The 15,059-nt window shown below is 37.6% G+C and carries 1 protein-coding gene; it reads right to left on the bottom strand.

Annotated features, from left to right (window positions below; genetic code table 11):
• Window positions 1-134: 134 nt before the first annotated feature.
• Window positions 135-15,017 (bottom strand): S-layer homology domain-containing protein, encoded by a 14,883-nt coding sequence (locus LKE05_RS04130; RefSeq protein WP_308456017.1) that lies wholly within the window; start codon window positions 15,015-15,017, stop codon window positions 135-137.
• Between the last annotated feature and the right edge of the window lie 42 nt (window positions 15,018-15,059).

Raw genomic sequence — 15,059 nt, 5'->3', positions numbered from 1 at the left:
CATTATGACAATAACGTTATTACATTTTCAAAGCAAACAAGATAAACTCTTGTATAATTTGAAAATGCAACAACAGAGGCAAGCGAAAATTCGCTGCCTCTATTATTACAAATTTCGTAAAAAGCTCTTATTAATCAAGCATTGGGAGTCGGAGAAGGCTCCGGAGTAGGTGATGCACCCGCTCCGGCATTCTCGTCTGATGTGTCTTCTACAACTTCTGTTTCTGTAATCTTATTCTTATCATATTCTTCTGACTTGATGAACTGACTTTCATCAGCTGCAACGTCTTTAAGAATTCTGTGGTTCATTGCGAATACTACATCATTATAAGCCCAATGTGCCTCTGTCATATCTGACGGAAGTACCTCGATATTTCCGACAGTCATATCTGCAAGAACTCTGTTAACTGTTGCAACAGTTTCTGCTCTTGTTATAGGTCTGTTCGGACCGAATGTACCGTCAGGATAACCTTCCATAATACCTCTGTCTGTCAAATACTTGATAGCCTTAACAGCCCATTCACTGTAACCCTCATCTACGTCAGGATAAGCTAATTCATCAGAAGACATATAGCCTGAGATGTCATAGCCCTCTGCCTTAGCCATCATAACAGCCATTTCTGCTCTTGTGATGTAATTTTGAGGTCTGAATGTACCGTCTTCATAACCTGTTACTACACTGAATTTCTCCAAGTAACCGATATAATCTTTACTCCAACCTTCGCCTACATCAGGGAATGATGTATCATATTCTTTATCCATGTAGATATTATTTGCAATCAATCTTGCGAATATTGCTGATACTTCTTCACGGCTGATTGGAAGTTCAGGACCGAATACATTATCATCATAACCTACGATATATGGATTTAACATAGTCTTTGTGATGATTGACGGTTCTTTTGTAGGTTCCGGAGTAGGATTTGCCGGCTTAGGAGTCGGTGTTGCTACTGCCTTTGTAACTGTAATTGTAACAGTATCCTTTAGAGTCTTATTAGTCTTAGACTGAGCTGTGATTATAGCTGTACCTTCGCCAATAAACTTAACAATACCGTTTTCGTCTACAGTTGCAACGCTTTCATTATCTGATGTCCAAATAACTGTTGGGTCTGCAGGTTTTGTAACGAATACTGCGATCAAGTCTACAGGGTCACTTTCTGCAGGAGCTTCAATCTTGCTTACGTCCTTACCTGCTGTACCGTCGGCGTTTTCGTACTTAATGCTTAGGGAGTTACCTCCGCCGCCGCCTCCGCCGCCGCCACCATGATTGCTGCTGGTTATTTCAATCTTAGCGCCGGTAACAGTACCTACAACGTAGTTAAGAGTCATTTGGTCAGTTGAACCGTCTACCTTTGCATCTGTAACAGTTGCATCGACAGTTCCTGTTGCTGATGTTACGAATGTAGCTTTATAGCCGATTGTAACATTATCCTTATCCTTTTCAAGAATATCAGTTGTTGTAAAGTTCTTGTTCTTTGTTACAGTCTTTTCACCTGCTGAACCCTTTGTTGATGAAGGAACAGTCAATGCAGTGATGTTGATTGTCTTAGGTGTTATCGCACCCATGATAGGAGCAATTACAACTCCGTTTTCATCTGCGACAATTTCATAATTATCTGTGTCTGTACCGTCTTCATTTTTAATTGAAACATTTGTAAAGTTAATTGCCTTTTGATATACATCACCGAACTTAGCAACATTTTCATCTACAAATGCAGGAGTTGCTGTAACTGTTACAGTATCACCCGTTACAACACCGCTTACTGTATAAGTAATTTCAGGAGTTGTTTCGTTTAGTATTACTGTATTTGTACCGTCATATACCTTTGTATATGTACCGTTTGCTGTAATCTTAATCTTTTTCTTATCAGCAGTTGCCTTATTTGTCAAAGGGTCCTTTGTTGCTGTCGGAACAGTAATCTTAATCTGATTATCCTTATCTCTGCGGATTTCAGAATCAGAGCTTACAGCTGTCTTTGTATTTTCCCATGTAAATGCTGTACCATCTTCCGGAGCAGTATAACCGCCGGTTGTCAACCAATCACCGTTTTCATACTTATGCTTTGTTGTTGTTCCGTCACTGTAAGATACAGTGTATTCAAATCCGTTAAGACCGTCTGTACCAAGCTTATCACCATGTTGTGGTCTTGGTGTAGCAGTTACAAATTGAGGTTGATTAATAATTTCAACTGTTGCAGTCTTTTGAGTAACTGTACCCTTTGGTGAACCGATGATTGTAATATCATAGTTCGGATAGTCGTTCTCGTTTGTAACTGTATATGATACATTAACGTTTTCTGCAGCTGTAGTATTTTGTTCATACTCACCTTCAACAGTTAAATTAACTTCTTCTGTATCTTCACCAACTGTTACTTCACCACTCTGTGTATAGTTAGTCGCCTTTGTTAATGTAACTGTCTTACTTTGACCCACAATAATTGAAGGAACTGAACTGATTGTAATTGTCAAAGGTGCTTTTACAATATTACCTTTTGCGTTGTTTACATAGCTAATCACATAATTATCGGCATCTGCACCACCAAGCACATAACCTGTGGCATTAATAGTCAAATCATTTGCTACATTACCGTTAGTGTTACTACCGATTGTTGCAGAAAGTGTACCCTTAGTTAGAGTTACATCATCACTGCCAACCTTGAAATTAGCAGGTTCTGTAATCGCTAATTTACCGATTTCATCGGCTGTAAGAGAATTATTACCACTGTATGTATGCTTGATTTCATCTGCACTGTTTGCAACAGTTATTGTAATAGTCTTCTTCTTCAACGTAACTGTAGGATTTTCTGTTGATGGAATAGGCTCACTACCACTCTTTGTATAAGTAGCTTTCAATTCCGGTGTTGTATTTGTCTTGTCATATTTTACAACAGTCTTATCTGTATCCGATGCCGGATTTGCATTAATTGTTGTGTTGCCAAGACTAATACCTATTTCACTCGGCAATTCAGCCGGTGTACCTGTATCGTTCTTAATCCACTTACCGCTTGCTGTGTCATACTTATATGTATCTTGCTTTGCACCGTTATTGTATGTAACAGTTATCTTTGTACCTTTTAGGTCGAATGAATCACCATGAGTATACTCTGTTTTACCTGTTGTTTCAATCTTAACGCCTGTAACTGTACCGTTTGAAATAGTTGCACTACCGTCTGCAATAGCAAATGATACCTCATAGTTAGCTACATAATCTGCATTTTCATCTGATACCTTCGCAGTTGCATTATCATATGTAACAGTTGCTGAACCTTCTGCTGATGTCTGGCTATATGTATAAGGTATATCAACCTTAATTACATGATCGCTTAAGATTGAATAGAAACCGTCAGCACTTGAAATACCATAACCGTCAGTAGTTGATTGTACTAATTTTTTCAAAGTTCCTGTTTTAGACGCATCAACTGATGTATCCATATTCTTTGTTACAGATATAATCTGTACAGAACGCTTATTAATCTTACCTGTTGTACTATTTGTAATGCTTGCACCTGATGGTACTGTATAGTAGTGATTATTAGCATTATCCGCTAACACTACTGTACCGATTACAAGTGCCGGTGTCGGTACTGACGCTGTATCTGCTACTGTTGTTCCCGCATACTTGATGTTGTTCTTTGTAGCTGTTTCATTTAATGTAACACCGTCAGTGCCGGCTACACCGTCTAATGTAAGACTTACATTTCCAAGATTGTCAGTGCTAAGATCTCTTGTATTATCATATGGCTTTGTAATATTACCGCTTACTGTTAGAGTAAGTTGTTTCTTTGTTAAAGTAATTTTATCGGTTGAAGCTAATTGATACTCACCGTTAGTATCCTTTACTGTTGATGTAACCTTAACAGATGTTGTCTTGTTGTCGCCATCAGCTGTAAGACCCTTATTTATATCATCAAGACGAATTACATCGTCAGTTGCTGAATTACTTGTGTCACCCCATCTAATTGTTACATCGTCAGGAGTTCCCGGTAACTCTGTATCACTGCCACCTGTTACATCATGCCACTTACCGTTCTTATGTTCATACTTCTTTGTATCAGTATCATCATTATTGTATGTAACTGTGATTGTCATACCGTCAAGAGTTAAATCATCGCCATGTGACCATGTTGTCTTTGTAGGAGATGTAACTTCAATCTTTGTTACAGGTTTCTTATTTACAGTACCCGTTGGATTTTCTGCTACTATAATGTTATAGTTTTTGTAACTATCTTTATTTGTAACTGAGTATGTTACATTAACATTATCTTCAGCTGTAGTATTTTGTGCATACTCACCTACAACAGCTAAATTAACTTCTTCTGTATTTTCACCAACTGTTACTTCGCCACTCTGTGTATAGTTAGTAGTCTTTGTCAATGTAACTGTCTTACTTTGACCTACAATAATTGAAGGAACACTTGTTATTGTTACAGTAAGATCTTTTGGCTTTATCTTACCTGTTATTGTAGTTGTAACTGTTGCACTTGATGACATTGTGTAGTTGTCATTTTCATTCATTGTAGGATTTGTAAAGTTAATAGCTTTACTTGCAACTGTTGTTCCGTCACTATCAAATGCTACATCCTTAGTATCATAATTAGCAGTTGCACTGATAAGTGAATTTACTGTAGCTTTATCTGCATCAAGAACTCCTACACCCTCATATGAAATTGACTGAGTTACAGTTGTTGTTCCGTCATACGTCTTTTCCGGTGACGGTACCGGGTTCGGAATAGTTATTTGAGTGATTTCCTTCTTATTAACTGTTAGTGTCGTGTCTTTGTTACTTTCATCTCCACCCTTAACAACAAGGATTGCACCATCATTAGTATCACGTCTTAATTGTTGTGTTTGTGATGTCAATGCGTTTTCTGTACCATTCTTTTCAAGTGCAAATGATACAGGAAGTTCTGTTACCGTGGTACTGTTCTTATCTTTCCAAGTACCGTCAGCTTGGCAAGTATAAATATTATCATCACGAGAATCTTGATACTTAACCTCAATTACCATACCCTTCAATGAAAGGTTATCACCATGTGTATATTCAGTCTGTGGCGGAGTTGTTACATTAATTTCATTGATTATGTTGCTAACAACATAACCCTTAACACCGTTTTCATCCAAAGTGAATACATAGTTTCCTAACTCATTTCCTGTTTCAGTCTTTGTGAATGTAAGTGCCTTTTCAGTCTTTTGACCTGCAGGATCTTGAGTTGAATCAGGATATGTTGCCGTAACTGTTACTGAAACACCACTTTCAGGTTGTTCGCTGTAATTAATGCTTGCTGTCTTTTTCAAGTCTTCACCCGAAACACCGGCAAGAATATCAGCAACTCCTGCAACTTTTACAGTGATTGACTTAGGATTAATTGTACCCTTTACACCGCTTGGCATAATTATATTATACTGATCGCTGTTATCGCCTGTAATTGTCAAACCGCTTATTGTAATATCCTTATCTGAACCTTGGTTCTTAGTATCGAATGTAGCTGATACATTTGATGAATCAACTGTAAAGCTATCGCCTGATACTAAGTCAGCGCTTGTGATACCAAACTTTAGAATTGATTTTGCGTCAGTTGTAGTATCATATGTCTTTTCGATTGCCGATAAACCGTCAGCTTTTTCTGCTGTCAAGTGTAAATCTTTCTTATTAACCTTTAATGTAGCAGCTGTATTTGCACTGTTAAGACCTGTCTTTGAAACAACGATATGCTTACCGTTATTACCTGTTACAAGTTTGCTAAAGTTACCGCCGTCTTCGATTGCAACAGTAAATCCTTCGTTATTCCATTCAGTTGAACCATATGTAAATTCGTGAGTAGAACCATTTCCATATGTGATTGTAACAACCATACCGTCTAACGAAATACTGTCACCATAATATTTCTGAGTTGAAATATCTGACGGATCAGTAGTTACTTCCATACTTGTTGCAGCGTTAGTCTTAATTTCTACACTTGCGTCATTCCATGTAAATGTATAGTTACCCTTACCTGTACCGTTTTCGCTTGTATTTGTCGGTGCATAAGATTTTGTAGCTGCATTTGCTAAATCTGCCTTTGGAACAGTAACAGTATAAGCAAATGTAAAGTTACCCTCTTCGCCTGATACGATACCGCTTTGAGTTACCTTACTATTTTCAACTGTTGCGCCTGTTTCAGTTATAACCTTATCATCTGTCGCGAATTTATTTTCATAAATATCCTCAGAGATAACCGGAGTTAGTGTAACTGATTTTGTAGTAATGTTACCTGTCAATGACGGATATGTAGGTGTATATTCATCTAAGTTAGAACCTACAAGAGTCGGTGTACCTGTCAATGCTATATTATTCTGAGCATCTTTACTGCTGTAAATATATGGCGTAGCTGTTACACCTGTTATGTCACCATTATATACGCCGTCAAATCCTTCTTGCAAATCGGCAACCTTTAGAGCGATTGTCTGTTCTACAGCTTTTGTACCGTCATATGTCTTAGTGATAGCGTCACTGCCATCTCTTTCAATCTTAACTGTACGTTTTGCAACGTTTATTGTAATTGCATTTGACTGTACTGTATCCTTTTCAACAATAATTGTTTTACCGTTATCTGTTGAATTCTTTAATACTGTTCCGTCTGTCGGAAGTGTTGTATTAAGAGTTAAACCAAGAGTCTGCCAATCTATATCGTTGTATTTAATGTTCTCCTTTATTGAATCATCAGCATACGTTACTTTTACCGACAAGTCATTCAAAACAAGAGTATCACCATACTTATAATCATGGTTATCCTTTGTTATTTTAATCTCTTTAATACCTTGAACTTCAACTTTACCATTGATTGTAGAAGGTGTAGTTTTTATTTCAAAATTATCAGTAGCAGTAACAAAATCAACAACGTTTATCGGAACGCTAACGCTGTCTGCAACTGTGTTAACCAAATCACCGTAATTATAATTAAACTTAATTGCAGGTTTTGTCAAACCGTTCATTTCTGCAGTATAGTTATCTGTTGAGGCAATAGTTCCGCTCTTTGCTTTCTTATAGTAAGCAGTTGGAGCATTTTCGTTAATTGCTGTTATGTGAATTGGGTAAGGAATAATCGTACCAGCTATATCAGCAATAGATGACGGCTTAATGTAGTTAGCTGCGTCATTACCGCTAAGGGCGATATTTGTGAATTCAATACCTACATTATTGATTGTTTCACCTGTTTTTGAAACATCAGCAGATTTATATTTTGCGTCAGCCGTTACCTTAACGTCATCAGTAACACTGTTAAAGTTCTGTACTTCGCCAGTACCGATTGTGTATGTTACTGTTTGACCCTCACGAAGAGCTGTTTTACTGTCATATACCTTATTTGCAGTACTTATTGACGCAGTTGCCGTTAATTGCTTTTGTAGCATTGTAACTGCACCTGTTTCAGCTTCTTTCTCACCGGCAGAAACCTTAATCTTCTGATCTTTCATATTCTTGTAATGAGCCTTGAAATTCAAAGCGTCATTGCTATTTAATGAGATACTTCCAAGTGATACATTTACGCCTGCCGGAAGATCTGTATCCCATTTGTAATTACCCTCTGTACCTGTTACTGTATATGTTGTACCTGTTGGGTGACTGCTTGTCTTAATAGTAACTGACAAACCTGTTGGATTGAATGTATCACCATGTGTATATTGCATTAGGTCAGGTGATGTAATTGCAGCATCTGTAAATTCGTCTGCTACTACTGTACCTGTCAATCCCGTAGGCCATGTAAATTCATAGTTACCACTTTCCGTACCTGTAACAGAAGTATCTGAAATTGTTACAGTCGGATTAGCATCAGTTGAATTTGCATATGTAAGTTTATAAGCGAATCTCAAATTAGCTCTGTCGCCTGATAGAATATCAGCCGCTACAACTGTATTAGCTGTAGGGTTACCGCTTGCAATAGCACTTGCATTTGAAATAGATTTTACAAGGTCTTCTGTGTCCTTATAAATTGACGGGATATATACATTTGAAATTGCAACAGTTTTTACTGTAATATCACCGACTACATCGCCTGTAACAGTAGCGTCAGTTCCAAGTGTATAGTTATCATTGCCGCTTACTGTCGGTGTTGTAAAGCTAATTGCTTTATTTTGACCAACATTCTTATTTTCATATGCAGGTGTTGCACCAAGAGTTACTGTATCTCCGCTGATTACCTGAGTTGATGTATAACCGATATTGCTCTTTGATGCGTCATTTAATTCTGTATCACCATTATACGTCTTTGTAATATCACCGCTCTTTGCTGCAGTGATTGATGTAATTGCGATTGGCTTAATTGTTACAGCCGAGCCTTCACCGCTATCATTACCATTCTTATGGTTTGCAACGATTTGGTTGCCGTTATGTCCTGTTACAGACAATGTTTGTCCTTGTGCAAAAGTTCCGCCTTTTGCAGTATCTTTCCATGATAGTGTAAATGGAATATTATCTGCACTGATATTTACACTGCCCAATGCCCATGAAACTACGTCATTGACTACTGTTGCTGTGTATACTTCTGATGTTCTGTCTGTATAGTTAATTGTAACCTTTAAGCCGGCTATACTTAATTTATCGTTATATGTAACATCGCTGTTAAACTGTGTAGGGTTAGCTACTGTAATACTGTCTATAGTTCTTTCTACTACATTTGCACTACCTGTCAATGAATCAGGTGTCAATGAGTAGTTTGCGCTTGTTCCTACGCTATTATCAAGAGCAATGTTTGTTATCTCTACATCAGTAGTTGTACCGCTTTCAGGATTTGAAGTTTTGTACTTATAGTCGAATGTTACGCCTACTGTTTCACCGCTTACAATACCTGTGTCTGTATCTGCCGCCTCAAATGTAGCATTTGTAGCACTTGTTGCGGTTTGGTCTGTAACTTTTTGTGATACGTCAGCATACTTATTAACGTTCGGAATTGTTATTCCTGTGATAACCAATGGACGACGTGTGATTGTTGCGTCAAATTCTTGATTTGTATAACCGCTAATTTCAAAATTATTTGTATCGTTTAGTTGCGGATCTGATACAGTAATCTTGTTTGCAAGTGCAACTGTTGAATCGTTATAAGTATATGTTGCACCGCTTACTGTCGGTAATGTAACAGACAATCCGTCAATAGAGTTTACAGATCCAACTGTCCACTCAATAACACCGTTTGTATAAGTTGTGTTACCGTTATATACCTTTGTAACGTCACCGTTCTTTGACGGATTTACAGTTACTTTACGTTTGTTAACTGTGCGAGAAACACTACCTTCAACGCCTTCTTTAACCTTTACAGAAACAGTTGCTGTACCTACAGCCAAGCTATCCTTATCTGTAGGAAGTGTGATTGTGAATGGCTTTTCTGATACTGCAGTATCGTTCTTCTTCCAATTCACACCATCATCTGATGTATATACTTCTGTATTAGTATTGCCATAATCAACAGTTACTGTTGTACCTGTCAAATCAAGCTTATCGCCATATTCATATGTCTTATCAGGAATTGTAACTGTAACACCTGTTGCCTCAACTTCATTTACCACACCTGTTGCAGTAGCATTATTAGTAAGACTATAGTTCTTATCGCTTGCAGTATCTAATCTTACATTAGATAAGTTTACAACAGCAGTATTGCTTACTGTCTGATTATCTGCATACGCATAATCATATATTACTGTAACCGTTTCGCCGCTTACAATACCTGTGTCTGTACTTGCCGCCTCAAATGTAGCACCGCCGTTTGCAGCACTTGTTGCAGTTTGGTCTGTGCCTGTACCTGCCTCAAATCTGTTGATTGCAGGAATATTTGTGATAGCTGTTAAAGTAATCGGACGTTTTGTAATTGTACCGTTTGGTATACCTGTTACATCAGGAGTACCAAGTTTATAGTTACCATCATTATTATTTGTCAAATGGAAACCTGTGATATTTAACGGCTCAGATGTATGTACATCTGCCTCTGCATATTCAACAGTAGTAGGCTCAACCGTTACCGGGTCACTATTTATAATACCCTCTGTAATTGCATATGTAAATGCTGGATTAGTCAAAGTTTTGTTACCTTCGTATACCTTAGTAACATCATCACCTGTAATTTTAATCTTAGTCAATGTGATTGGATTTACTGTAATCGCATCACTTGTACCTGTTACGCTTGTACCTGTGTATGATGCAGTGATACCCTTTGTACTTCTTTGAACAGTAAGAGTTTCACCTTGAGTCGGTACATCTGTTGTGCCTGACCAAGCAAGAGTAAACGGAACTGTTGTAACATCTACATCTGATTGACCTTCAACTTGCTTTGTCCATGTTGACGCGTCTTTCCATACATATGTTTCGCTACCGGCGCTTGTTCCGCCTGATGTAAAGTTAACTTGTACCTTCAAACCGGCTAAAGCTAAAGCAGTACCATATGTTTGAGCCGTAGCAAATTGAGTCGGAGCAGTTACTGTTAATGAGTTAACTGTTCTTTCGTCAACGTGACCTGACTTTGTAGGAGTGCTTTCATCTAATTTATAGTTAGCGTTAACAGTGTTTGTGCTGTTTAGAACAAGATTATTTATTGTAATATTACTTGTATCGCCTGCTACAGATGTATCATTATATGTATACTTATAGTCAACTGTTACATTCTCACCGCTTACAACATTATCAAATGTTACAGCTGATGTTCCTACATTTTTAACCGGTACATCTGTATCATTTGAATATTGTTTTACTGTCGGAACAGTAATAGCAGTTACAGTTATGTGACGAGGTGTTATTGATCCAGTAACATTTTTTGAAAAATTCTCAATTTTATAATTTGAATTGTTTAATTCCAAACTCGACACAGTAATCCATACAATATTGTTTTCTGTAACTAATCTATCATTATATTTTGCAGGATTATTGGTAACTTTTACATTATCTTCATTAAATTGATCATCATAACCATCAGACGCATTTGTTACTGTATAAGTTATTGTGTCATCATCATCTAAATCTATGCCACCGTCATATACCTTTGTAATATTACCGCTTGCTGTGACATTAACCTTTAATTTATTAACAGTAATACCACCTGTTGTCGCCGAGTCAACACCGGTTGCTGACGCAGTAATTGTATATGTACCTGCTGAATTAAACTTATGAGTTGCTGAAAGTGTTTCCTCTGTTCCTGTCCACTTTAATGTAATATCATCAGGAACAGCATTCCAATCATAATCCACCGAATCAGTTTCGCCGTCATATGTTACAGTTACTTTAATACCTGTAGGATCAAATGTGTCACTGTAATTATATTCGTTCTTAGTTGGATCACTTATAGCGATAGATTTTATAGTTCTGTTGTTAACTGTACCGTTTTGATTTTCCAAATAAGTCGGTTCAACAGTGTAGTTTGTATTTGTTGTAGCAATGTTTCTCACTGTTACATCACTAACCCGACCTACACTGCTTATGTTTGCATATGAATACTCATATGTAATTGCAACTGTTTCACCATCTACAACTTCATATGGTGTATTAAGATCATACTCTGTATTAGTCGGAATAGTTGCTGTAGCGTTACCTGTCTTTGTATCAGCTTTATTCTTTGTTGCAGCCGGTACATTGTTAATAATTGCAATCTTTACAGTACGCTTGTTAATTTTACCGCTACCGTTAGAGATAGCTTTAATTGTGTAGTTATCTTTATTCGCACCGGCAAGTGTTGCAGTAAATACTACATTTTTGTCGTTATCACTTGCATTTTTGTCTGTAAGACCAGCCGCAACACCATCTTGATATACTGCTGTTACACTTGCAGTTACAACATCATCACCTACAAGTTCTCCGTCAGGGATTGTTGCTGTAAGTGCCGGTGCCTTTACAGTACCGTCGTAATCCTTGTTAATACCTGTTGTTTGTGACGGGGTAACAGTAATAGCCTTTTGACCAACTGTAATAGAATTACTTGCTTTTGTAGCAGTTCCTAAACTTACTGTAATTTGAGCACCGTTGTTAACTGCAGTTGAGTCAGTTGTATCGTGACGTGTTATCTTTGCCTCTGCCGCAGTCTTGAACGCATCCCAATCAGTGAAGCTTATATCGCCCAAACTGAACTGTGTACCTGTTGGAAGTGTATTATCCCAACTTGTGCCGTCATATGTGTATGTTGTATTTGTTCCGTCTTCACTTACTGTAAATGCTAAACCATCCAATTTGAATGTATCACCATGTGCAAATGTACCTGTCGGTGCAGTTACGCTTGTAATACTTCTTGCGGCAAGAACTGTGATTTTTTTCGAAATCGTCATACCTTCGCCGAAGTCGAAAGTATATGTATGGTCGCCGTTTGTTGCACTGTCCAAATCTGTACTTGAAACAGTGTATGTTGCTTTATCAGTTGAAAAAGTACCGCTTGGAGTATCGTTTACATTTACATCTGAATAATCGCCTAAAGTAATAGTAAATGCTTTATTACCGTCATTTGCACCCTTGCGGTATGTCATATCAGCGCTAACAGTCGGAGCTATTTTTTCTGCGAATGTTACCTCAACAGTTGTATCTGCTGAAGGACTTGCTACTGAATGTGTACGTGTTTTTTGTACACCGTCAATAGTTTCGCCTGTTACTGCAGTAACTTTGTTTTGGTCATCAGCAGTTGCTGTTACAGTGTAGCTTTCATCAGAATAAACTGTGTATGTACCGTCAGTTTCTGCAGTAAGTGTACTTCCGCCATCTTTTGCTACAGTAACAGTACCGTTACCTGTTTTGTTGATTGTCAATTTATGTCCGGCATCAACTGTCAATGCAACAGTTGCTGTTATATCTTCACCGCCTGTCGGTGTGAAAGTATAAGTTTGGCCGTTGTCTGTACCTGTGATACCGTTTACTGTCCATGTATAACCTGTTGTATGAGCAACAGTCGGTGCTGACAAAGTATATGCAGTATTCTTTGTCAAAGCAACCTTTGTACCTGATGTGTGAATAACACCTGTGATTGCACCTTGTGTTGGGTCAGTAATTGTGATGTAAGGTGTTGTATCAATAGCAGATAGAGTTGCTGTTGTTGCATTTTGTTGACCTGTTACAGTAATTTCAACGTTTTTGTTTGCCGCAGTTGATGTCAAACCTGTAAGCTTAGTTGCAAGGCTTGCACCTTTTACTGTAATTATATTTCCTGATATTGTGTAATCATCAGAACTGCTTAATGTTTGTCCATCGATTGTGATACCTGTGATGTCGCCGATAACATGTGTACCTAAAGTAAGTGTGATGTTAACGTCATTCTTATCATATAAATCGAATGAACCAGAGATTGATGCTGATATAGGTGTACTTATTGTTGCGTCAAAAGAAACAGTCTTTACACCACTACCGTCAACGTCAATATCATCTGATGCTATTGTATCAGTTTTATCTGCACCAGGATTTATAGCAGTTTTATCCTTTACAGTAAGAGCAACACCGTTAGTATTATCAAGTGCATAACCCGTCTTAGGTTTTACTGTAATTATAGCATCATATGCTTTATCATATTCAAAATTACCTGTTACTTCTGTACCGTTATGTTCCCATGTAACTTCTGCAGTATAATTAGCACCGTCAGGTACTGTTGCAACAGTATCCGGTGTTTCACCCGGTTTAGGGTATGTTACAGATACTTGTGCTGTTTTAATTTTTGCATTTGCAACAGTAATTGTATCTATTGCTTGATACTTTGGATTACCGTCATTTGTATCTGTTCCGCTGTACTTAACGTAAACTGTTTGATTATTGTTATCTAAAGTTAATTTAGTAGGTAAATCAGTGGCAGTGGCAGAATCTGCTCCAATAACCAAAGATAGATTGTTCTCTGGAAATTTGTTATATGGTACGACCTCCTCCGTACCGTCACTATACCTTAAAGTAACTTCTAAACCATCAGGTGTATAACTGTCATTCGGTGCGAATGAAGATGTAAGTCCTGTTTTGTTTGATGAAATACCTGTAAGCTTAATAGCGTCAAATGTATATTCAGCCTTTAATGTTCCATCACCGTTAAGTGTTACAGTAGCAGTTTTACCATTGATTGTTGCAGTTGTTGAATCTGTAAACTTGTAACCACTGTCAGCACTTAGTGTAACACTTGCTTTGTATGCTTGATTTTTAGCAAATGTGCTGTCAGCCGGATCCCATGTAACAGCCGGATTAGCTACCACGCCGGTTGTAGTTGTTGTAGCAGTCGTAGCCGGTGTTGCACCAATCGTCGGTGCTGTTACAGTTAATGCTACTGAAGGTATTGCTGTATCTTCAGACGGTGTGTCGCCACCTGATGGAATTTTAATTTCTCCTGTACCGTCAATTTTTACTTCCGCCTCTGCTTCAAACATATATTCCGTACCTGGATTATCCATTGAAACATATATTTTTACTTTATAAGTATCAAATGGGAAATTATCATTTGTATATTGTTCCGTTAAATCTTGATCTTTATAAATATCAAATAAATTTTCACCATCCACTTTGGTTGGATCCAATGTATTGCCAGCAGCTTCCAAAACGCTATTTACGCTGTCCTTTGTAAATATATCTGCACCACCATTGGCTGCATTTGTTACATCAACCGATCCTGTTGAAGCATCATAAATTACATGTTCTTCCGCAGAATTAGGAACTGCATTAGCTTTAACTCTCATAGCAGGCAAAAAGCTACCTTCAAATGATGGAACTACATTACCTACATAAGTTGATGAAGCAGTAAACGAATTTGAATCATTTTGCAACGTTGCGCCATCGCCTGCATCATACCAAATATCAACATCCGAAACTATTGTCACTCCAACAGTTGCAGGACCTCCCTGGTGTGCATTAGACTTTTGATCAGGATTTGGTTTTTCTGATATTTTATCAATAACACCATTAGTATAATGTACAGTTAGTTCACTTATACATGCATTTTTTGAAATCGATCCATCTGCTTCTACGCCATATGAACTATACGCATATGAAATTGTAGATGGTAATATAGAAAAAATCATCGAAAAAGCCAAAATAGCACTAATAATTTTTTTCTTCATTAAGTTAACTCCCTTCTTGTTAGCTCTGTATTTATATTAAAA

Origin of the sequence: Hominilimicola fabiformis, from assembly GCF_020687385.1 — a bacterium.
GTDB lineage: Bacteria > Bacillota > Clostridia > UBA1381 > UBA1381 > Hominilimicola > Hominilimicola fabiformis.
The sequence above is the reverse complement of the archived record's forward strand: the minus strand, read 5'-3'. Positions and strand labels throughout refer to the sequence as shown.

Excerpts from the sequence above, each read along its gene's own strand:
- LKE05_RS04130 (WP_308456017.1), bottom strand. The coding sequence starts at position 15,017 with ATGAAGAAAAAAATTATTAGTGCTATTTTGGCTTTTTCGATGATTTTT.